We start from the raw sequence: 21,682 nt of genomic DNA on the forward strand, positions 1-21,682 counted from the left end.
CGCTGACAGGGGTATCTGATGCAATCCATTCCACGCGACGACACCTTTGACGTTTCTCTGGCGCTGCTGAAGGACGGTTACCGGTTTATCTCAAGGCGCTGCGCCCACCACAACACCGATGCCTTCCGCACGCGCATCATGCTCCGACCAGTCACCTGCGTCATGGGCGAAGACGCAGCCCGCATGTTCTACGAGCCTGGGCGCTTCACGCGCAAGATGTCCATGCCGCCTATGACGCTGATGTCGCTGCAGGACGTCGGCAGCGTGATGACCTTGGACGGCGCAGCCCATGAGCATCGCAAGAAAATGTTCATGTCATTGATGGGCCCGGATAGCCTCGGTGAAATTGTGTCGATTTTCGAACGGAACTGGCGCGATCGCTTGTCAGTATGGGAGCAGCAACCCGGCATCACGCTGCATCATGAGGTCGAAGAATTGCTCTGCCGGACGGTGTGTGAGTGGGCGGGCATAGCCCTGCAAGATGTTGAGGTTCGCGACCGAACGCGCGAACTCTCAGCAATGATTGCAGGAGCCGGGGCGGTTGGTCCACGCAACTGGAAGGGCCTGGCCCTACGCGCGCGCACCGAACACTGGGCGCGTGATCTGGTCGATCAGGTGCGCGCAGTGCCCTCCTCCACGGGGCCTGAGCGACCCATCGAAATCCTCGCCCGGCATCGGGAGCCCAATGGCGAGTTGCTGAGCACAAAGACTGCCGCCATCGAGTTGCTGAATCTGCTTCGTCCAACATTAGCGGTCGCACGCTTCGTGACGTTTATAGCGCTGGCTTTGCATCGCCATCCTGATTACCGCGATAAGCTGCTGCAGGATGAAGCTCGCTGGCTGGAGCCTTTTGTTCAGGAAGTGCGGCGGTTCTATCCGTTCTTTCCGTTGATCGCTGGCAACGCCACGGAGGCTTTCGACTGGCGCGGCGAGCACTTCAGCAAAGGTAGCTGGGTCGTTCTGGATATTTACGGCACCAATCATGATCCGCGCATCTGGGACCAACCCACCCGTTTCCAGCCTGAACGCTTCGAGCAGTGGGATCAGAGCCCCTACAACTTTCTACCCCAGGGGGGCGGCGAGTTTTTTTCCGGGCATCGCTGCGCCGGGGAATGGATGACAGTGGAACTCATGAAGTCCGCAACCAGACTTCTGACAAAGGGTATGAGCTATGAGGTCGTGCCTCAGGATCTGTCCATCGACATGTCCCGCATGCCTGCAGTTCCCCAGAGCCGATTCATCATCAGTCAGATCAAACGAACCGATTGAGAAACGGCAGCAGCTCGGGGCAAAAATAACTTCCGAAGGTGTTTGCCCACACCCGCACAACTGCTTAGAATGCGCAGCACGCGGGTGTAGCTCAATGGTAGAGCAGAAGCTTCCCAAGCGTGCGACCTGAGTGTCGCGGAGGTAGCTAGCCTCTTCATCACCTTAAGTATGAAGAAAATAGCAAACCAAAGTGTCTGGTTTTCGGGCCAGTCACCTTCCGCGGTGTAAGCCGTGTAAGTAATTGTCCAGCAGACCTCGGTCTGTAGAGGACCGGATGTCCAACCATCCGTAACCTAGGAGCGGTGCGTAGTCGGTAACGACTGGGTGCTGAGCGCTCTGACAATGTAATCACCCTCATGGGTCTACTTTGACCCGTGAGGGTCAATGTAGGATCTCGTTCCACAAACGAGTGAGATGCTAGGTTGAATCGAAGGGTTAGCGTAAGCGAACCATCGTCGAAGTGTCGTCAAGCTTACTGAGCTTACGTGGTAAGTGGCTCAGACCCCTCGGGGTAGTGGTCGGCTGGAGCATTGCTTGGTTGCTCCACGTTGGCAACGTGACCACCGGCATTAAGATGGAACTCTCCCGATTCGTGTTACTGACACGGAACAGGGTAAGACCGACGTCATGTCTCCTCGGAGACTAGTGAGCCGCAAGGCGAAGCGATGCGGCAGCGGTTAAAGGATGATGGAAAAAGCGAATGCCTCACTGTAACGGGGGGGATAGGGGATGCAACGATTGCCCCGAGACGAAAGTCTGCTGACTTCCATCAGGTAGTCTGTCGCTAGACAGGCTTGCAAATCGATACCGACCCAAAGGGCGAGCACTCTCAGCCCTTCGGGCTCGAATAGTGTTCTCCCCATGGGTTACTCATGGGCGGGCGTAGCTCAATGGTAGAGCTTTTGGTTCCCAACCAAATGACGCGGGTTCGATTCCCGTCGCCCGCTCCACTTTCTGGTAAGTGGAGGCAGATATGGACACGCTCAAACGTGATGTCGTCTCCCCCCTATGGCACCAATGGCACTCTATCGAGTGGTCAGTTGTGTCCGGACGGGTCAGGAGATTGCAAGCACGCATAGCGAAGGCAGCCAAGGAGTGCGATTGGCGCAAGGTCAGACAGCTGCAACGTCTGATCACAAAATCTACAAGTGCGAAGGCTCTGGCCATCAAACGAGTAGCTGCAAATCGAGGCCATAAAACCCCAGGAGTAGATGGGCAATTGTGGTCTACGCCAGAAGCGAAGTGGGCAGCGCTGAGAACCCTAGATAGCACGGGGTACAAGGCAAAACCTTTACGCAGAATACACATCCCGAAAGCCAATGGTGGCAAACGACCGCTGGGGATTCCTACGATGCGCGATAGAGCTATGCAGGCGTTATACCTGCTGGCCCTGGAACCTGTCTCGGAAACCACTGCGGATCTGAACTCCTACGGATTCAGACCCCACAGATCCACTCAGGATGCAATGATGCAGTGCTGTAATGCACTGGCTCGCCAGCATTCACCACAGTGGGTCTTGGAGGGGGACATTCGCGGATGTTTCGACAATATCAGCCATGAGTGGTTGCTGAAAAACGTTCCTTTAGACAGGAACGTGATGAAGCAGTGGCTTAAGGCAGGTTACGTCGATATGCGTAAGCTCTTCCCAACGGAGGCGGGCACACCACAGGGAGGCATTATTTCCCCGGTGCTGTCGAACATGGCGCTGGACGGCGTAGAGGGGATGCTGAAAGAGCATTTCCCCCGACGCTGTAAAGTGAATTTCGTACGGTACGCTGATGACTTTATTGTCACCGCAACGAAGGCCGAAGAGCTGGAGACGGCTAAAAGCCTGATCCGGCAGTTCCTCAAGGATCGAGGACTTGAATTATCCGACCAGAAAACACGGCTAACGCATATCAGCGAAGGCTTTGATTTTCTGGGCTGGACATTCAGAAAGTTCAACAGCAAGTGGAGCATGACGCCCTCCAAGGCGAGTCAGAAGCGGATCTATGCAAAGGTCAGAGATATCGTGAGAAAGCACCGCGCATCCTCACAAGGGGTGTTGATTGCGGCGCTGATCCCCGTCTTGCGGGGGTGGGGTTACTATCACAAACACGTGGCCTCCTCTCGGATATTCTCCAAACTGGATCACAAGATCTGGCAACTGCTCTGGCGCTGGGCAAAAAGAAGACACCCAAGCAAAGGCCGACGATGGATCAAGAATCGTTACTGGTCAAAAATCCGAGGTCGCGACTGGGTGTTCAACGATGGGCAGTTCCAACTGTTCCTGCTGTCACGTATCAGGCTCACAAGGCATCTGAAAATACGTGCTGAGGCTAATCCCTACGACCCCGAATCCGAGGAGTATTTCGAAGGACGGGTCAGACGATGGATGGCGGAACACGCCGTAGCCAAAACCAGCAGGCTGTGGATGGCCCAACTCGGTAAATGTCCGATTTGCACCGACAGGATTGATCTCCAAACCAAGTGGGATGTTCACCACAAAGTATGGAAGGTCAATGGCGGCGGTGATGAAGACGCCAATCTAGCCCTCGTTCATGTGAACTGCCACAAGCAGATACATGCGCGGGGTTGCACGAAATGGCCACCGGCCTGGCTTAAAACCCAGGCTTAATGGCTGCTTGAGCCGGATGCAGGGAAACTTGCACGTCCGGTTCTTAGGGGGGGACGCGACCGCGAGGTCGTGTCCCTACCCGACTTACGACGAGGGTTCGATTCCCTTCACCCGCTCCACTCCCTCCCCAGCAGTGTCCCGATACGTTCGCCAACCCATCCAGGCGGTACCTTTCAGGCTGTTTCGCTGTTCGAGCTTGCCCGCGTCAGGCTCAACCGAGAGCTTCTTGTATAGCCTCGTGTATAGCACTCCGCAAGGTAGTTTCACTATACAAAGCACCTGAAACCATCCGGGATATAACCTGGGGGAACTGAGCAAGGCGTGGGGTATCGAAAAGTCAGCGGGGATGCGTAGGCGCCTGTAGAGATGGGCGTGCTTTTCTGCGGCTCACTTCGGCTCATTTCGATACTGCAGCGCGCATGTTCTCGTGTTTGCGGTATCGAACGGATCCTGCCAGCCACCTGACTGTTGGAGATCTTCATGATTCCCTCTGCTCAAACCCCACGCGCCAAGCGCGGCCGTCTCGCCAGCATCACCTTGGTACTTTCCCTGTTGTTTCCTGCCAGTAGCCTGACTGCTGCACCGCGACTGGATGTGCCTTATGTTCCCACGCCGCCTGACGTCGTTCATCGCATGCTGGAAATGGCCGATGTTCAACCCGACGATCATCTGATTGATCTGGGCTCGGGCGATGGTCGTATCGTGATCGCAGCTGTCCGTGATTTTGGAGTGCAAAACGCCCGGGGTATCGATCTGGACCCCGAGAGGGTGGCCGAAGCACGCGCCCACGCTGAGCGAGAGGGCGTTGCCGACCGCACCACCTTTGAGCAAGGCGACCTGTTCGACAAGGATCTATCAGATGCGACGGTGCTGAGCATGTATCTGCTCAGTACCGTGAATGCCCGGCTACGGCCGGTTATCCTCGAGACCATGGCGCCGGGAACCCGGATCGTTTCCCATGCTTTTGACATGGGCCCCTGGGATCCTGATGAGTTCGAAACGGTGAATGGCGCCAGCGTCTACCTGTGGATTGTGCCGGCGCAGGTAGGTGGCCGCTGGCAGCTGACGACGGCTGGCGGTGAGCAGGCAACGCTTATGCTGCAACAGAACTATCAGCAACTGCATGCCAGTGTAGATCCGGACGGGAGTGATATCGCCATTACCGATGCGTCGCTCAAGGGTGATGAGATTCGCTTTTTCATAGATCGTCATGAGTACGTGGGCAAGGTGGAAGGAGACCGCATCGTGCCAGCAGATGGATCCGACGCAGAGACCTGGCATGCCGAGCGCCTCTGAGGACACATCGGATATAGCGTTGGGCGTACCCCGCAGCACCCTTTCCGTTCTGGATGGCGTGGCGGTTCTGGTCGGCGTGGTCATCGGCATCGGCATTTTTGGTTTCCCACCGCTGGTGGCGCAGCAGGCAGCCAGCCCTGCGCTTTACATGGGCATGTGGGTATTCGGTGGCCTGATCATGCTGGTGGGCGCGCTCTGTTATGCGGAACTCGGTTCGGCCTACCCACATGCCGGTGGCGAATACCATTATCTGCAGCGCGCCTGGGGCTCCGGGGTTGGGCTGATGTTCGCGTGGGCGCGTGGCACCGTGATTCAGACCGGTTCCATCGCTGCTGTGGCATTCATATTTGGCGAATATGCCCAGCAGCTCCTTCCACTCGGAAATTGGGGTGCCGCGTGGCATGCAGCCCTCGCAGTCGTAGCCCTCACTGCGCTGAATATGCACGGTACCCGTGAGTCCAAGCGTTTGCAGATCCTTTTCACCAGTCTGACCGTAGCGGTGTTGGCAGCTGTGATCGGTGCCGGACTGCTGATGGTCGAGCCAGCGCTTGGCGAGGCGGGGTTGGTTGAACCCGCTGAGACCGCGGCATCGGGACCCCTGGTTGGCAATCTCGCCGGCGCCTTGGGTATGGGCATGGTATTCGTGCTGCTGACCTACGGTGGTTGGAACGAAGCGGCTTATCTTTCCGGTGAACTGCGCGATCCGCAGCGCAATGTGCGTCGTGTGTTGTTGATCGGCGTGGCGGTGGTGAGCCTGGTCTATGTGTTGGCGAACCTGGCCTATCTGAACATTTTCGGGTTGGAGGAACTGCGTGGCGTCGAGGCGGTAGGCGCAGAACTGATGCGCATCATCGCCGGTCCCATGGCCGCTGCCTTGCTTAGCGTGATGGTCTGCCTGGCGGCCCTGAGTACCATCAACGCCAGTATCATGACGGGTGCGCGCGTCTACTATGCCCTGGGGGGAGACGTACCTGGCCTGTCGGTACTTGGGGCCTGGAATGACAAGGGCTCCACGCCCGTCCGGGCGCTTATGTTGCAGGGCTTGATCACCCTGGGTCTGATCGTTTTTGGCGCGCTGAGCAAGGATGGCATCAGCACCATGGTGGCTTATACCGCCCCGGTGTTCTGGCTGTTTATGCTCATGACGGCGCTGTCCGTGATTAGCCTGCGCCGACGTGATCCAGACCGGGTTCGACCCTTCAAGGTGCCGCTCTATCCGGTGCTGCCCTTGCTGTTTGCTGCGACCTGCCTGGGGCTACTGTGGTCCAGCACGCTGTATGCCGGTCCCGGTGCGCTGGTGGGGTTGCTGGTGTTGCTGGTGGGATTGCCGCTATTGATGCTGCGCCGGCGCTCTTAGGCAGCAAGGTGATATAGCCCAGCAAGCCGCCACGCATTGACGCCCTTCCCACGCGTCCCTTCCAGCGATTTTGCGGAACCAGTTCTCAGTTGCCGAGAAATCCCTCAGGTAGCATCCCTTCCTACATCAGGGAACCGGGGCTACACATGACGCCGACCAAAACATTCAGGGATGACATCAACGGTCTGCGCGCATGGGCGGTCGTCTCGGTCATCCTGTTCCACTTCCACGTACCGGGATTTGCGGGCGGCTTCGTGGGGGTTGATATCTTTTTCGTGATTTCGGGCTTTCTGATGACCGGAATCATCATCCGGGGACTGGAGAAACCGCGCTCAGAGGGCAGTTACGCCTTTTCATTGATCGGTTTTTATCTGGCCAGAGGCGTCAGGATCATCCCGGCTTTGCTGGTTCTCTGTCTGACCCTCCTCGCTATCGGCTGGTTTTTTCTGCCAGCCATTGAATATAGATCCCTCGGGGTCCATTCAACCTCCGCACTGGGGTTTCTATCCAACTTCAAATTCTGGGCAGAAGCGGGGTATTTCGATTCGGCCTCGCATGAAAAATGGCTGCTGCATACCTGGTCACTGTCGGTTGAATGGCAGTTCTACCTGGTATTGCCGCTCATCCTTATGCTGGTCTGGAAGCTTGCTCCGGGCAGGAAGGCAGGCACCCTCTCGGCATTCGCGGTCTTTGTCATTTCGTTGGCACTATCCGTCTTCATTTCGAGATCCAGTCCAGGCGCTGCCTTTTACCTGCTCCACACCCGTGCCTGGGAAATGCTGGCTGGAGGACTGGTATTTCTGCTGGCAGACCGGCTGACGCTCGCCGAACGATCCCGTCAATGGCTATACGGCGCGGGCTTCGCGCTCATCGCGCTGTCGATTGCGGCTTTCGATTCCAATACGGTCTGGCCAGGTTGGAAAGCACTGGTACCTGTACTCGGTACCGCGATGGTGTTGGTCGCAGCAAGACAGAAGGCGTTGTTATCCGGCCACGCATTGATTCAAAGGATAGGAGACTGGTCCTATTCACTGTATCTGTGGCATTGGCCCCTGGCTGTCGCGCTCGTTTATCTCGGCTTGCAGGGCGATACCACCGCTATCATCTGCAGCCTTATCCTCACGCTCCTGTGCGGCTGGCTGTCATTCAGGTTCGTGGAAGGTCCCACCCGGTCAAGGTTGAAGATGCCCATGCCGGTAACCATGAGCGTACTGGCATGCGTGACGGTGCTCGCAGCCGCGCCGGGCGTCGGTATTTATCTGCAGAACGGCGTACCCGGTCGTCTATCCGCCGAGGTCGAGGGCATATTCGCCGAAGCCCAGAACAGGAATCCGCGCATGGAAGAGTGTCATGCCGTAGACGGACGGAACGTCCCCGGCTGCACCTACGGAGGAGAGACGCTGGGAGCAATTGTCATCGGCGATAGCCATGCCGCTTCCGTCGTTCGCTCGGTCGAGAAGGCCCTGCCCTCCGAGCAATTGCACGTACTGGACTGGACGCTCAACACCTGCCAGACGATACGGGGAATAAAGAAGGCTAACGATCCCGACTTTCCCTGCGGGCCGTTTATCGAGCAGGCGCTATTGCTGAACGCCAATATTGAGCCGCACATCCCGCTGATCATCGTAAACAGGCTTTCGGGACTGCTACTGGGCCAGAACGAAGTGGCTGGCACCGCTATACAACCGCCGAATAAATACGTATCAGAACTTCGAGTCGCCCGGGATGAAACCTATAGAGACGAAATGAAAGAGAGCTTCGTCCAGACAGTATGTGAGTTCAGCAAGACCAGGAAGGTGTTTATTCTCGGTCCCACCCCGGAACTGATATTGGACGTGCCAAAAACAATGGGCAGAGCCGCTCAGCTAGGCAAGCCCATGCGAGTAAGCATCACGACACAGGATTATCTGCAAAGGCATCAGTATGCGTTGGATACTCTGGATCTGGCAGTCAAGGAATGTGGCGCCCATGTCCTTGATCCCACACCCTTTCTCTGCGATGAGCTCGCCTGTTATGGCGATGAAGACGGCTTGCCACTTTATTATGACGATGATCATCTGAATGAGCGGGGTGGGAGTCGTCTGATTCCCTTGTTTGAAAGCGTGTTTACAGAACCGGCTGACGGACCCGTACAAGCCAGCGTAGGGCAGGATCAATAGCAACGCACGGCTCGCTGGGTTCGAGAGCTGCAGCGCGCACTCTCCTTTTACACCGTCCGCCGGGCCGTGGTTGCTTTTATTCCGCAATGGCTTATGGTTGCGTCCTGCGCCATCTGCACCATGGAGTTCCAATGCGAAACGGTTATCACGCCATTTTCAAAGCACCCTTCACCTTCCTGGTCTAAGCCGGGGCGGTTCAGCCGTACCCGGCGCTAATCCTCATGTTTGAATGCGGCCTGTTCAGCCGCGATATTGTTGCGTCCAGGAGTCCATATGACGTTGCATAAGTACGCCTCCGAATCATCCCAGGCATCGTTTGACCACAACATTCGCTGGTCGATGATCGGCCCGAGAGAGCTGGCCATGGTCGTCGGCAAGCTCGACCAGCTGGACCATGACGGGCTACGCGGCCTGGCACGCAAAGCGCGGATCGGCAGTGAGCTGAAACTGCTGGATATGGAGAATGACAGCTTTCTGGAGATAAAGCTGACCGGGCATGGCGAAAGCGAGGCACGGGAGAACCGCATATCGATATTTTCGCCGATCGGCTCGGTTCTGCTCTGTGCCGAACCAGGTCAGGTGCTATCCATCCCCAGCTATTGCGGCGGGTATCGGTTGCTGGTGGTGGAAGTCAAGCAACCCACCGAATAATCCTTGAGGTATGTCTGGCCCGGTCATGACAACATGACCGAGTCAGATATCAACCGAGGCCTGCATACAGCCCCGGCCTTCAGGCGGGCAACTCTTCCAGCGGACCGAAGAACTCGTAACGCTGGTTCGCTTCAGGAACGCCCAGTTCGTTCAGCAGCTTGCGGCAGTTCTGCATAAAGGGCTTGGGACCGAGGAAATAAACGTCAACGTCCGGGCCGCCTGGCAACATTTTGCGAAGCTTGTCGCGATCGAAGAAGCCAGTGCCATGCGCCTCGTCCTCGGGCAACGGATCACTGTAGACGTAACGAATGCTGAGGTTATCGTGCTGCTCAGCTAGCGCGTTCACATGCTCGCGAAACGCGTGGTGGCGACTGTTCATCGCGCCATGCAGGAAATGCACGTCCCGACCACTTTCAAGCGCAGGCTGCAGCATGCTGATTGCCGGCGTGATGCCCACCCCACCCGTCAGCAACACCAATGGTCGCTTTTGCTGATTGAGTACAAAGTCGCCGCTCGGCGCAGTCAGCCTGATCTCGTCGCCGACCTGTACCTGCTCATGCAAATACTTCGATACGTGGCCGTCGGCCTCGCGCTTGACGCTGATCCGATAATGGCCGACACCGGGACGGTCTGACAGGGAGTAATTGCGGCGCCTGCTTCGTCCGTCGATGTCCACTACCACGCAGGTGAACTGACCGGGGATAAAGTCCATCAGCGCGCCGCCGTCGGCAGGCACCAGATAGAAGGAGGTGATCACGTCGCTCTCCTTTTCCCTGCGCTCGACTCTGAAGCTTCGCTCGCCACGCCATCCACCTGCTTTCTCTTCGTTCTGCTGGTAGCGCTGCTCTTCGGCACCGATGAAAATGTCCGCCAGTTGGCCATAGGCTTCACCCCATGCGCCCAGCACCTCGTCGGTGGCGGCGTCGCCCAGTACTTCCTTGATAGCCGCCAACAGGCATTCACCGACAATCGGGTAATGTTCCGGCTGGATGTTCAGCGAGACATGCTTTTGCACGATCAACGATACGGCGTCGCCCAGCGCTTCCAGCCGATCGAGGTTGGCTGCATAGGCAATCACGGCGTTGGCTAGAGCCTGGGCCTGAGTGCCCTGACGCTGGTGCGCTTCATTGAAATAATCCTTTACCGACGGGTAGCGCTCGAACATGAGCGGGTAGAAAACCGAGGTAATGGTCGTTGCGTGCTCCTGCACGGCGGGCAAGGTTGCGACGATAATATCTTTGCTTTGTTGTGACAGCATGGTTTCTCTCTTGGCTTGAATATAGGTAGGAACCTGAAGGCTCATGCGCGGGGCGAGATGACGCGGGATCTCGCACGCAAGGCGCCAAGCCGCTCAAGGCTCCCTTTATCAGAGAAAGGCAAGCTGCAGTTAGCGTGCCACACGATTGGGGTGCGGAATTGCACGCCTGGCGGGTGACGCTGTCCAAACGACAACTAAGGGTTGATGTTAAATAAACAACATGTCGAGTTTTTATGACCACAACAGTGTCTGATCCCCTGCTCCGGATTATCGTCGAGCTGGCCCAGGATCACCCGCCCGCGCAGCGGTTTCAGCGATTGCTTCAAGCGATTCGGCAGACGCTGCCCTGCAACGCCGCAGCGTTATTGCAGTTGCGAGGCACCGAGCTTATTCCTCTGGCGGTCGACGGCCTAAGCACAGACACCCTTGGCCGGCATTTTGTAGTGGACTCTCATCCGCGCCTGGCGAGGATCCTACTCAGCCATGAACCGGTCAGATTTCCCTCGGATTCGCCGCTACCCGATCCCTATGACGGATTGCTAAGCGAGGTGACGGGCGATCTTCACGTACACGATTGCCTGGGTGTCTCGCTGTGCTTGAACCATACGCCCTGGGGTGTGCTCACACTGGATGCATTGAGCCCTGACGCCTTTGATCAGGTAGAGCCCGACGAGCTGCGTTTCCTAGCGCGACTGGCCGAAGTCGTGATCCATGTTGCGGAGCTCACCGGTCAGTTGGAGAGTCGCGCCGAGCACCATCAACTGATGACCCAGGCACTGGTTTCCGAGCATGGTCCGCAGGAGCTGATTGGCCGCAGCAAGGCGATGCAGCAGCTGGAGCAGGAAATCGAGATGGTCGCCCAATCGGACCTGGCCGTGCTGATTACCGGCGAAACCGGCGTCGGCAAGGAGCTGGTCGCCCGGCGCTTGCATGCACGTTCTACACGCGCGAACGCGCCACTGATCTACGTAAACTGCGCTGCACTGCCGGATAACCTGGTCGAGAGCGAACTGTTTGGGCACACCAAGGGCGCGTTTTCGGGTGCTGTGCAGAGTCGGGTGGGCAAGTTCGAGCTCGCACATGGCGGCACGCTGTTCCTCGACGAGATCGGCGAATTGCCGCTTACGGTACAACCCAAGCTGCTGCGCGCCCTGCAGAGCGGAGAGATCCAGCGAGTTGGTAGCGACAGCCATTTGCAGGCAGATGTACGGATCATCGCCGCCACCAATCGGGATCTGCATAGAGAAGTTGCTGAGGGACGCTTTCGCGCCGATCTGTATCACCGGCTCAGCGTCTACCCGATCGAGGTGCCGAGCTTGCGCAGCCGACACAAGGACGTACTGCTGCTTGCCGGGCACTTTCTGGAACAGAACAGGCGACGCATCGGGCTGCGGGGTCTCAGGCTAGACCCGTCGGCGCGGGATGCGCTACTCGCCTACACCTGGCCAGGCAACGTACGCGAACTCGAGCATCTGATCAGCCGGGCTGTTCTCAAGGTCCAGGCTGGACAGGACGGCGCCCGGCGCTTGTTGAGCATTACTGCAGATTTGCTGGACCTGAGCGCCCCACGCACCTCTGCAGACGACCAATCACCGCCTGCAATGCCTGGCGCCGCCGCCATCGCAGAGCCAGGCATGACGCTGCGCCAGGCAACCGACCAGTTTCAGACCGAGCTGATCAGAGACGCATTGGAGCGTTACGATAACAATCAGGCGCGGGCTGCGCGGGAGCTGGGAATGGACCGGGGGAATTTCTCACGGTTGCGAAAAAGGCTGGGGATATGACGCCCACCAAGCGAACATTAGTGCCACGGTTATCCTGCTTCGCCGATACCACGGAGAACAGCGTACCGCACATTCCCGTAGGAGTGTCGACCTCGGCACGACGCTGGCCGATAGGCCAGCTGCTCTAGCCCTCATGAACCCTCGGGCGCCCTGCGGACGCCGTCGCGGTGACGGTTCGGCGTCCCGAGTCGCCACTCCTACAAAAACCCTGTACTGAGCCCGCACATACCCGTGGGAGTGTCGACCTCGGCACGACGCTGGCCGCCAGGCCAGCCCGCTAACCTCTACCTACCAGATATTGAAGGTATACCCGAGAATCACCCGGTTTTCGTCGATATCGGTCGTATGGCTGCCGCGATATGCCACATTGCGCCACAGCAGGCTGACACCCTTCAGGCTCCCGCTCTGTACGGTATAGCCAATATCCACGTCGCGTTCCCATTCCTTCGCATCGACCCCGCCGATTTCATAGTTGTCGCCCCGTACATAACGCGCCATGAGCTTGAGGCCGGGAATGCCCGCCTCGGCAAAATCATAGCTGTAGCGCACCTGCCAGGAATCTTCCTCCGCTCGAAGGAAGTGATGATAGGTCAGTGTATTGAGTGCCCAGGGATCGGTGCCGCCGGAAATGAACGGCATACCTGTATCGCCCTCCTGCTCCTGCCAGGCCAACCCGAGCGCGTGCCCACCCTGGATCAGGGTAAACATGCCCGCCAGGTTGCGGTTGTCGACATCGGTGTTGCCCTGGTCGCTGCTATCGAAATACCGGATATCCGAGCGCAACGTGAGCGAGTCGGTCAGTTTCCAGTCGTGCAGGACGTTGGCGTAGTGCTGGCTGTAATTATCCTCCATCCTGGCATAGAACCAGGTGCCGGTAAGCGTCGGGCTCGCTCGCCAGGTCGCCCCGGCATAATTGAAGCGATCGCTCGCAACACCACCGCTCGAGCCATCAGCGAACATCACCATATCGTCGCGGCTGGACGAATCACGCAGACGCGTGCTGCGGAACTGACCACCAAGCAGACTCAGATCATCGATCTCGTTGAACGCCAGCTGTGCACCTTCGAAGGTCTGCGGCAATAGGCGGGTGTCATTGCGGTAGGCAATCGGCAACAGCGGCTCATGGGTGCCCAGCGTAACCAGCGATTGAGAAACGCGTGCCTTGGCGGTCAGGCCCAGTGCGCTGAAATTGTCGGACGGTTGACCAACCGAGTTGCGCTGCAGCGCGCCGGTGCCACTGCTGCCATCGCCTGAATCCAGCTTGAAGCCGGCCAGACCAAGCGCATCGACACCAAAGCCTACCGTGCCGTCGGTAAAGCCGGAATTCAGGCGCAGCATGAATCCCTGCCCCCAATCTTCAGCCTTGCTCTGGCCGCTCGGGTTATCTCTGAAATCACGGTTCATATAAAAATTTCTGAGTTGCAATTTCAGAGTGCTGTCTTCGATGAATTCAGCATGGGCGCCAGTCGAAAGCAGCGCTGATGTAACGGGCACAACGACAAAAGCGGTGCGCTTAAAGCACGACAGTAATGACATGATGCTTACCTCTTATTATTGTAGAAACACATCAAGAAATGACAGAACGACCCAGATTAAGGCGCTGAAAATAAAGCCATAACCTATATTTTTTATCTCTCGCAAAACAGCTAAACGTTAGATCCAGCCCTATTTAATGTCAAGATCATTACATATATACTTAGCAGTTATTGTTGCTCGCTGAGCAGCTTGAGCGTTTGAACCGGCAATAGCCGGCCGACCGACCTCACGCAGCCATTGCACGGAGCGGTCCAGACAAACTCTTCAACGGCGCAGTCGCCCGCGCCTCAGGCAAACTAGCTGGACACAGAAGTTGTCCGGTTGGTGCTAACGTTCGTCGCCTGGCTCTGCGATTCAAAGCCATGAAACGAACTGAAGGATTCCACCGGTGCGCGAAGCGTTTGCAGGGAGTTCTCGGGGGCGGTCTCATCCTCGTAGCCGAGCGATATGCCACAAACGAGGATATGTTCATCAGCAAGCGGCAAATGCTGCCTTACTATTGGGTGATACCAGGCAAACGCAGCCTGCGGACAGGTATGCAGCCCCTCGCCGCGGGCAGCCAACATCAGGTTTTGCACAAACATACCCAGATCCATGTAGCTGCCCGTGTTCAATCGCCTGTCCAGGCTGACAAAGATGCCAACTGGCGCGTCGAAGAATGAATAGTTGCGAAGCTCCTGCTGCTTTCGTGCATCGAAGTCGTGACGATCAATCCCCAGCTTCTCGTACAAGCCGAAACCCGACTCACGCCTCCGGCCCAGATAAGGCTCAAACCATTGGTCCGGGTAATAAGCATACTCCGGGTCCATTCCTGCATCCGGATCCTGAGCGGCGGCCATGATGTCGTTGCTCAGTGCCATCTTTTCCGCCCCGGCAACCGCATGCACCTGCCATGGCTGGATATTGTTGCCGCTGGGTGCGCAGGCAGCCAGCTCCAGAATGCGCTCAACGGTCTCCCTGGCGACCGGCCGCTGGGTAAACCGGCGGACTGACTTGCGGGTTCGTATCGCTGTTTCAATATGCACTGACGACTCCTCACTCTTGTGGTATTTCAGAGACTTCTCAACCTATCTCGGCACGCGCCCTTATCCGGACTTGTCCCTGGCTGCCCAGCAGCCACCATTCGCCGGGACGGCCACGCTGCTCAATCCGCAGCCTGTCACCGAGGGGGATCGGCGACACGAATCGCGCGCTGAACTTTCTGAGCTCGCCAGCTGGTAACTGGCGGCCTATGAGGCCCATGCCCAACATGCCCTGAGCAAATACATCCACATGCCCCGCTCGCCTCGCAACCACCGGATCCAGATGCACTGCGTTATGGTCCCCCGAAGCATCGGCAAACGCCTGAATCTGCTGGCGGCTCACTGTCGTGACTATCGGCGGCAACTCGGCGGCGTCATCGGCAACCACAGCGGCACCCGGAGCAACGGGCTCTTCAATGGCGACATAAATACTGCGCATCTCGCACACCAGCGCACCGTCCGGCTCGTACAGAGCGGTGTACTTATGCAGCAAATCAAAGCGCGGTTTCTCGATTACCTCGCTGAGGGTCGATGTGCTGGTGTAAAGCACTCCCGGCTGGAGCGGTCGGTGATACATAAAATGCTGCTCACCGTGCAGCAGCTGATGGGCCTGCAGTCCTGTCAACGCAAATAGCTGATCAATCAGTCCATGATCCAACTCTGCACTGAAGGCCAGAGTTGGAGGCAAACGGTCACTGGGCGCAGATGCACCAAGGGCCTGCGCCAACTGTTCGGCTCGCTCCACAGAAAAGGACCAGCTCAGCTCAGGAAACCGGTGATCCCTCAGCCGCTTCAGACCCGCCATGACTACCAGCCACCGGAAACGCTGAGCGATTCGCCGGTGATCCCGGCTGCAGCGCTAGAGGCCAGAAACACGGCGCAGTCCGCTATTTCGCTGGGCTCAAGCAGACGCTTCAACGGCTGCCGCGCGAGAATATGCCTTTGCAGCGCGTCCTCTTCGGTGATGCCATCCTGGGCAGCCAGCTGCGGCAGCTGCCGCTCGACCAGAGTGGTACGCACTGCACCGGGCAGGATGGCGTTGACAGTAATACCCTGATTGGCGGTTTCCAGGGTCAGGGTTCGCGTCAGGCCGATCAGGCCATGCTTGGCAGCGATATAGGCGCTTTTATAAGGCGACGCCAACTTGCCATGGACCGAGGAGATATTGATGATGCGACCGCTCTGCTGGGCCAGCATGCTGGGCAGCGCATGCTTGCACATCAGGAACGGGCCGGTAAGCATCACACCCAGCAGCAAATTCCACTTCTCCAGCGGGAAGTCCTGCACGGGCGAGATGTGCTGCAGACCGGCATTGTTGACCAGCACATCCACCGCCGGACGCTCCACCAGCAGTTGCTGATAAAAGGCCGTGGTCTGCTCCTCGCTGGTCACGTCGACGGCAAAGGCTCCAGCGCTAGGCAGTTCGCTGGCGGCCCGCTGCGCCGCTTCGAGATTGATATCACAGAGCGCGACATAGTCGCCCTGCGCGGCAAACGCCCGTGCGATGGCGAGACCGATACCCTGCGCCGCGCCTGTCACCACTACCGTGCGATTAGTCTTGGTCATGGTCGAATTCCTCAGGCCGCCGACTTTTTGCAGGTGCGGATATCCGGCAGTGCGCTGGGATTATCCATCGATGACAGATCGCCGGCCTCAAGCCCCAGGTAAGCCGAACGAATGACCCGGCGCATAACCTTGCCGTTTTTGGTTTTCGGTAATTCACTGACGTAATGCAGACATTTGGGCCGCATGGCCTTGCCCAGCCGGCTGCCGAGCAGCTCGAAGAGCTCAGCTTCCAGATCCGGCGATTGCTGTGTGCCCGGATGCAGCACCACAAAACATACCGGCGCCTCACCTTTAATCTCATCCGGTACACCAATGGCACCGGCCTCCAGCACCTGCGGATGGCTGACCAGAATCGATTCCATTTCCGCCGGACCGATGCGCTTGCCCGCCACGTTGAGGGTATCGTCGGACCGGCCGGTAATGGTCCAGAAGCCCTCCTCATCCCGAATCGCCCAATCGCCGTGTACCCAGGTATCCGGGAAGCGGTCGAAATAGGAATTCTCGTACCGCTCGGGTTCCTGCCAGAAGCTGCGTGTCATGCCGATCCAGGGCTTAGCCAGAGCCAGCTCGCCGAGCACCTGCTCCACCGGCTTCCCTTCGGTGTCGCGGATTTCCGCGGCCATGCCCGGCATGCGACTGTTGAATGTGATCGGGGAGATAGGTTTGAGCAACACGTTGCTGAGGATACCGCCGCCGATTTCTGTGCCGCCGGCATAGTTGATGATCGGATAGCGACCTTGGCCTACCACATCGAACAACCACATCCAGGGCTCGGGGTTCCAGGGCTCGCCGGTCGAAGCGAATGCTTTCAGTGCGCTTAAATCATGATTTTGTGCAACCGCATCGCCGTGCTGCATCAGTGAGCGAACCAGTGTTGGCGACACGCCGATATGCGTGGCCTGATGGCGCGCTCCGATCTGCCAAACGCGGTCCGCCTGCGGGTAATCCGGCGAGCCTTCATACAGTACGGCGCAAGCGCCATTGATCAGGCTGCCGAACACCACCACCGGGCCGGTCAGCCAACCCATATCCGAGATCCAGAACAGCCGGTCGTTCTGTCCGACATCCATGCACAGGCCAACATCCAGCGCTGCCTTGAGCGGGAAACCGGCGTGCGTATGGACCGCGCCCTTGGGTTTGCCGGTGGTGCCGGAGGTGTAGATGATCATCATCGGCGACTGGCTATCGACCACCGCGGTCTGACACTGGCTACCGTCGCATGCCTGCACGCTGGCGAAATCGACATCCCGCGGGTTCCACTGCACCTCACGACCCAGTCGGCGTACCACCACCATTTGTTCCAGTCCCGGACACAGATCCGCCGCCCGGTCGGCTTCCTCCTTCATGCGAATAACCTTGCCACGGCGCAAGAAGCCATCAGCAGTGATAAGCGCCTTGGCGCCGCTGGCATTGATCCGCGCCGCCAGCGCTTCGGCGCCGTAACCGGAGAACGCCGGGGTAAAGATTGCACCCAGCTTGATGATCGCGAGCAGTGCAACGACTGTCTCCACCAGCATCGGCATATATACGGCTACACGGTCGCCGGTCTTCACGCCCAGCTCACTCAACCCCTGGGCAACATTGTTGACCTGTTGAGCCAGCTCGCCGTAGCTGATCTCGCGAACCTCACCGTCTTCGCCCTCCCAGATCAGCGCCTGGCAGCCAGCCTGTTGAGGGTCATCTGCCCAGCGCTCCAGTGCGCTACGCAGAATATTCAGTCGTCCGCCGGCATACCACTCAGGGTGTTTGATACCGCCGGCATCGTTCAACGCTGTGTCGTAGGGCTTATCCCATACGATGCCGAGACGTTGCTCCAGCGCCTGGGCAAACCATTCGGGATCATTGGTGGAGCGCTCGAGAAAGCGTTCGTAATCCGTCTCGCCCTCTGCCTGCATCCACTGGTGCAGCCGGGTTTTCTGGATCATGTCAGCAGTAGGCGTCCAGACAGCAGAAGTCTTCATCTCAATCTCCGGGAATCTTGTTTGAATATTCATTAGCGGAAGTTCCTTGTTACCAACAGCTTCAGCCAGCCCACGACACCTGCACGGAAACTCAGTACGCAGATCACGAAGATCAGTCCGAGAATCGGCCCACCCCAGGCACCCAGTGGCGATTGCGATAGCACGTGCTGCAGCGACACCACGATCCCGGCACCAACGAAGGGACCGAGCAGCGTGCCGACCCCGCCCAATAGGGTCATGAGCACGACCTCACCGGACATATGCCAGTGGGCGTCCGTCAGCGTCGCAAGCTGGAACACAATGGCCTTGGTAGAGCCGGCCAGACCTGCGATGGCTGAGGAGATAACAAAGGCCAACCACTTGTAGCGATTCACGTCGTAACCAAGTGAGGTGGCGCGCGGCTCGTTCTCACGTATCGCCTTGAGGATCTGCCCAAAAGGCGAATGCACGACTCTGAGTACCAGTGCGAAGCCCGCCACTGTGATCGCCAGCACGAAGTAGTACATGGCCAGGTTGTCAGACAGATCAATCACGCCCAACAGCTTGCCGCGGCTGATGCCATGTAAACCGTCCTCACCGCCGGTAAAGGGCGATTTGAGGAACAGGAAGTACAGCATCTGCGACAGCGCCAGGGTAATCATCGCGAAATAGATGCCCTGCCGCCGGATAGCGATAGCGCCGAAGACCGCACCCACTGCCGCCGCCGCCAGTGTTCCTGCCAAGATGGCCAGCTCTGGACCGATTCCTGAATGCTCACTCATTAGATAGCCCGTGCAATACCCGCCCATGGCTAGAAACGCGGCATGACCAAAAGAAAGCAGACCGGTATAGCCGAGCAGCAGGTTGAAGGAGCAAGCAAACAAGCCGAAGCACAGCAGCTTCATCAGAAACACCGGATAGGCGACCCAGGGCGCAACCAGCCCGATCGCGATCAGAGCCAGATAGAGATAGCCGACCCGGCGACGCTGACGCACCTGACGCTGTTCGGTAAGGTTGAGGTCGAGTGTCTTTGCGTTCATGGTTTATGCCTCTTTGCCGAACAAACCGTTGGGACGGACCAGCAGAACCAGAACCATCACGAAAAAGATCACCGTACTGGCAGACTCCGGCCAGAACACCTTGGTCAGCCCCTCAATCACCCCCATCGCCAGACCGGTGAGAATGGCGCCCATGATCGAGCCCATCCCGCCAATGACCACCACGGCAAACACCACGATCAGCAGATTCGAGCCCATGCCCGGAGAGACCGAATAGATAGGCGCCGCGAGCACTCCGGCAAAACCGGCCAGGGCTACGCCGAAGCCATAAGTAAGCGTTGTGAGCAGCGGCATGTTGACGCCGAATGCCTGCATCAACTGTGGCTTCTCCGTGCCGGCGCGCAGATAGGCGCCGAGACGCGTCTTCTCGATCATGAACCAGGTGAACAGACACATGCCCAGACCCGCCACCAACACCCAGGCGCGATAGGTCGGCAGGAACATGAAGTCCAGTTTGAACCCACCCTGCAGGGCAGCGGGAATTGGATAATTGGCGCCGGACACCCCGAAGAAGTTGACGAAGCTGCCCTCGATGATCATCGCCAGCCCGAAGGTCAGCAAGAGTCCGTAGAGGTGATCAAGGTGGGCGATACGGCGTAGCAGAAAGCGCTCGATGAGGATACCGATGGCACCAACCGTCAGCGGCACCAGGGCCAGCGCCACCCAGTAGTCGATGTTCAGGTATTGCAGAAACAGCAGGGCGCCGAACGCACCGAGCATGTACTGAGCGCCGTGCGCAAAATTGATGATGCGTAGCAGGCCAAAGATAACCGCCAGGCCCAGACTCAACAGCGCGTAAAAAGCGCCATTGATCAGGCCTAGCAGCAGCTGGCCAAACAACGCAACCAAAGGCACACCGAGTATTGTTGTCATTATCAGTCGTCTCCCCTCGGGAAGCCGGGCTCAAGGCCCGGCCCGGCAGTTCAGTTATTGACGAGCTTGCATTTGCTCTCGGAGAGCGGCAGGAAGGCTTCGTCGCCTGGAATCACGCTTTTGGTCTCGAACAAATCCCATTCGGACGTCGAATCGCCAGGCGCTTTTACCTGCATCAGATACATGTCGTGCACCATGCGGCCGTCTTCGCGCACACGCCCGTCCTTGGCAAACATGTCGTTGATGGGGGTCTTGATCATGTGCTCACGAACCGCCTTGGGATCATCCGATCCGGTGGCTTCCACTGCCTTGAGGTATTGCGTGGTACTGGAGTACATACCGGCCTGCACCATGGTCGGCATATTTCCGGTGCGTTCGTGGTAGCGCTTTGCCCAGGCACGCGAGTCATCGTTCATGTCCCAGTACCAGCCGGACACAAACTGCGTGCCCTGTGCGGTTTCCAGGCCGATCGACTTGATATCAGTGATGAACACCATAAGGCTGGCCATGGTCTGACCGGCGTCCATCAGACCGAACTGCTGAGCGGTAGAAATGGCATTAACCAGGTCGGAGCCGGCACTGGCCAGACCCACGATCTGCGCGCCCGAGGCCTGAGCCTGGAGTACGTAGGATGAGAAATCGCTGGTGGGGAATGGATGCCGTGCCTTACCCAGAACCTGCCCGCCATTCTCCGCGACGGCCTTGGACACCTGCTCTTCCATGGCATGGCCGAAGGCGTAGTCGGCACTCAACAGGTACCAGGTCTTGCCACCATTGGCGACAATCGCCTTGGCCGCACCGTTCGATACTGAGTAAGTGTCGTATACGTAGTGGATATGGTTGGGTGTGCAGTATTCGTTGGTCAGGCTGGCCGCCGCTGCAGTGGAGACGATGGCGAAACGGTTTTTCTCTTCAACCAACCGGCTTACCGCGATCGCGACGGGGGACGCATTCAGACCGGCAATCAAATCCACCCCGCGCCGATCGATCCATTCCCGGGCCGTGTTGGCACCCAGATCCGCGTTGTTCTTGTGATCGGCCTGAAACAACACGATCTTCTTGTCGCCTACCTTGTTGTCGAAGTCCTCGACCGCCATGCGAATCGCTTCATAGCCGCCCGGGCCGGCGAGATCGCTGTAGGGACCGCTCAGGTCGTCCAGATAACCAATGCGTACTTCGTTATCGCTGACATTGGCCTGGGCAGAGGTCGCAGCCAGTCCAGCAAACAGACCGATGGCGATCGCTTTGGCCAGACGGGAAGCCCGGAGGGATTGAGTTGCTGACATGTGATTCTCC

Annotated in this window: 16 protein-coding genes and 1 tRNA gene; 8 read left to right on the top strand and 9 right to left on the bottom strand. The window is 58.1% G+C overall.

Annotation, left to right across the window (positions count from 1 at the left end; all coding sequences use genetic code 11):
- Window positions 1–18: 18 nt before the first annotated feature.
- From FZE95_RS02310 to FZE95_RS02340, 7 genes are all read left to right on the top strand, one after another.
- On the top strand, window positions 19–1,269 hold the full coding sequence (locus tag FZE95_RS02310) for a cytochrome P450 (RefSeq protein ID WP_150299183.1): 1,251 nt from the start codon (window positions 19–21) through the stop codon (window positions 1,267–1,269).
- Window positions 1,270–2,145: 876 nt separating this feature from the next.
- Window positions 2,146–2,219: transfer RNA gene (locus tag FZE95_RS02315), tRNA-Gly, on the top strand.
- 23 nt (window positions 2,220–2,242) lie between these two features.
- Complete coding sequence (gene ltrA / locus FZE95_RS02320) at window positions 2,243–3,886, top strand: group II intron reverse transcriptase/maturase (protein ID WP_150299184.1); 1,644 nt, start codon at window positions 2,243–2,245, stop codon at window positions 3,884–3,886.
- Between the two features lie 480 nt (window positions 3,887–4,366).
- A complete protein-coding gene (locus FZE95_RS02325; protein WP_150299185.1) occupies window positions 4,367–5,182 on the top strand; it encodes an SAM-dependent methyltransferase in 816 nt (271 codons plus the stop codon).
- A complete protein-coding gene (locus FZE95_RS02330; RefSeq protein WP_150299186.1) occupies window positions 5,166–6,539 on the top strand; it encodes an APC family permease in 1,374 nt (457 codons plus the stop codon). The genes FZE95_RS02325 and FZE95_RS02330 overlap by 17 nt, the downstream gene beginning before the upstream one ends.
- Window positions 6,540–6,685: 146 nt before the next feature.
- Window positions 6,686–8,698: an acyltransferase family protein gene (locus FZE95_RS02335; protein ID WP_150299187.1), complete on the top strand. Its 2,013-nt coding sequence runs from the start codon at window positions 6,686–6,688 to the stop codon at window positions 8,696–8,698.
- Between the two features lie 273 nt (window positions 8,699–8,971).
- Window positions 8,972–9,349, top strand: a complete 378-nt coding sequence (locus FZE95_RS02340) for a GreA/GreB family elongation factor (RefSeq protein ID WP_150299188.1) — start codon at window positions 8,972–8,974, stop codon at window positions 9,347–9,349.
- A 79-nt stretch (window positions 9,350–9,428) separates the two neighbouring features.
- Here the strand turns inward: FZE95_RS02340 and hmpA are convergent, their stop codons facing one another.
- The gene (gene hmpA, locus FZE95_RS02345) at window positions 9,429–10,607 is read right to left on the bottom strand and encodes an NO-inducible flavohemoprotein (RefSeq protein WP_150299189.1); all 1,179 of its coding nucleotides are present in this window, start codon (window positions 10,605–10,607) and stop codon (window positions 9,429–9,431) included.
- Between the two features lie 233 nt (window positions 10,608–10,840).
- On the opposite strand from hmpA, the gene norR reads away from it, so the two are divergent.
- A complete protein-coding gene (gene norR, locus FZE95_RS02350; protein ID WP_150299190.1) occupies window positions 10,841–12,391 on the top strand; it encodes a nitric oxide reductase transcriptional regulator NorR in 1,551 nt (516 codons plus the stop codon).
- Window positions 12,392–12,679: 288 nt separating this feature from the next.
- Here norR and FZE95_RS02355 read toward each other — a convergent pair whose 3' ends face one another.
- The 8 genes from FZE95_RS02355 to FZE95_RS02390 all read right to left on the bottom strand — a co-directional run bounded on the left by FZE95_RS02355 (window position 12,680) and on the right by FZE95_RS02390 (window position 21,672).
- Window positions 12,680–13,927, bottom strand: a complete 1,248-nt coding sequence (locus tag FZE95_RS02355) for an OprD family porin (RefSeq protein ID WP_150299191.1) — start codon at window positions 13,925–13,927, stop codon at window positions 12,680–12,682.
- A gap of 296 nt (window positions 13,928–14,223) precedes the next feature.
- Window positions 14,224–14,952 carry a nitroreductase gene (locus tag FZE95_RS02360; RefSeq protein WP_150299192.1) on the bottom strand — a complete coding sequence of 243 codons (729 nt, stop codon included), beginning with the start codon at window positions 14,950–14,952 and terminating at the stop codon, window positions 14,224–14,226.
- 37 nt (window positions 14,953–14,989) lie between these two features.
- A complete protein-coding gene (locus tag FZE95_RS02365; RefSeq protein ID WP_150299193.1) occupies window positions 14,990–15,754 on the bottom strand; it encodes an FAS1-like dehydratase domain-containing protein in 765 nt (254 codons plus the stop codon).
- Window positions 15,755–15,756: 2 nt separating this feature from the next.
- Window positions 15,757–16,515: a 3-hydroxybutyrate dehydrogenase gene (locus tag FZE95_RS02370; protein WP_150299194.1), complete on the bottom strand. Its 759-nt coding sequence runs from the start codon at window positions 16,513–16,515 to the stop codon at window positions 15,757–15,759.
- Between the two features lie 11 nt (window positions 16,516–16,526).
- The gene (locus FZE95_RS02375; RefSeq protein WP_150299195.1) at window positions 16,527–18,476 is read right to left on the bottom strand and encodes an AMP-binding protein; all 1,950 of its coding nucleotides are present in this window, start codon (window positions 18,474–18,476) and stop codon (window positions 16,527–16,529) included.
- Between the two features lie 32 nt (window positions 18,477–18,508).
- Complete coding sequence (locus tag FZE95_RS02380; RefSeq protein WP_150299196.1) at window positions 18,509–19,495, bottom strand: branched-chain amino acid ABC transporter permease; 987 nt, start codon at window positions 19,493–19,495, stop codon at window positions 18,509–18,511.
- A 3-nt stretch (window positions 19,496–19,498) separates the two neighbouring features.
- On the bottom strand, window positions 19,499–20,386 hold the full coding sequence (locus FZE95_RS02385) for a branched-chain amino acid ABC transporter permease (protein WP_150299197.1): 888 nt from the start codon (window positions 20,384–20,386) through the stop codon (window positions 19,499–19,501).
- A 50-nt stretch (window positions 20,387–20,436) separates the two neighbouring features.
- A complete protein-coding gene (locus tag FZE95_RS02390) occupies window positions 20,437–21,672 on the bottom strand; it encodes an ABC transporter substrate-binding protein (RefSeq protein ID WP_150299198.1) in 1,236 nt (411 codons plus the stop codon).
- Window positions 21,673–21,682: the final 10 nt, after the last annotated feature.

This window comes from Pseudomonas profundi (genome assembly GCF_008638305.1).
In the GTDB taxonomy this organism is placed as follows: domain Bacteria; phylum Pseudomonadota; class Gammaproteobacteria; order Pseudomonadales; family Pseudomonadaceae; genus Halopseudomonas; species Halopseudomonas profundi.

What these genes read in the sequence shown, in the direction of transcription:
- FZE95_RS02310 (WP_150299183.1), top strand. Translation starts at nt 19, where the DNA reads ATGCAATCCATTCCACGCGACGACACCTTTGACGTTTCTCTGGCGCTG.
- ltrA (WP_150299184.1), top strand. Translation starts at nt 2,243, where the DNA reads ATGGACACGCTCAAACGTGATGTCGTCTCCCCCCTATGGCACCAATGG.
- FZE95_RS02325 (WP_150299185.1), top strand. Translation starts at nt 4,367, where the DNA reads ATGATTCCCTCTGCTCAAACCCCACGCGCCAAGCGCGGCCGTCTCGCC.
- FZE95_RS02330 (WP_150299186.1), top strand. Translation starts at nt 5,166, where the DNA reads ATGCCGAGCGCCTCTGAGGACACATCGGATATAGCGTTGGGCGTACCC.
- FZE95_RS02335 (WP_150299187.1), top strand. Translation starts at nt 6,686, where the DNA reads ATGACGCCGACCAAAACATTCAGGGATGACATCAACGGTCTGCGCGCA.
- FZE95_RS02340 (WP_150299188.1), top strand. Translation starts at nt 8,972, where the DNA reads ATGACGTTGCATAAGTACGCCTCCGAATCATCCCAGGCATCGTTTGAC.
- hmpA (WP_150299189.1), bottom strand. Translation starts at nt 10,607, where the DNA reads ATGCTGTCACAACAAAGCAAAGATATTATCGTCGCAACCTTGCCCGCC.
- norR (WP_150299190.1), top strand. Translation starts at nt 10,841, where the DNA reads ATGACCACAACAGTGTCTGATCCCCTGCTCCGGATTATCGTCGAGCTG.
- FZE95_RS02355 (WP_150299191.1), bottom strand. Translation starts at nt 13,927, where the DNA reads ATGTCATTACTGTCGTGCTTTAAGCGCACCGCTTTTGTCGTTGTGCCC.
- FZE95_RS02365 (WP_150299193.1), bottom strand. Translation starts at nt 15,754, where the DNA reads ATGGCGGGTCTGAAGCGGCTGAGGGATCACCGGTTTCCTGAGCTGAGC.
- FZE95_RS02370 (WP_150299194.1), bottom strand. Translation starts at nt 16,515, where the DNA reads ATGACCAAGACTAATCGCACGGTAGTGGTGACAGGCGCGGCGCAGGGT.
- FZE95_RS02375 (WP_150299195.1), bottom strand. Translation starts at nt 18,476, where the DNA reads ATGAAGACTTCTGCTGTCTGGACGCCTACTGCTGACATGATCCAGAAA.
- FZE95_RS02380 (WP_150299196.1), bottom strand. Translation starts at nt 19,495, where the DNA reads ATGAACGCAAAGACACTCGACCTCAACCTTACCGAACAGCGTCAGGTG.
- FZE95_RS02385 (WP_150299197.1), bottom strand. Translation starts at nt 20,386, where the DNA reads ATGACAACAATACTCGGTGTGCCTTTGGTTGCGTTGTTTGGCCAGCTG.
- FZE95_RS02390 (WP_150299198.1), bottom strand. Translation starts at nt 21,672, where the DNA reads ATGTCAGCAACTCAATCCCTCCGGGCTTCCCGTCTGGCCAAAGCGATC.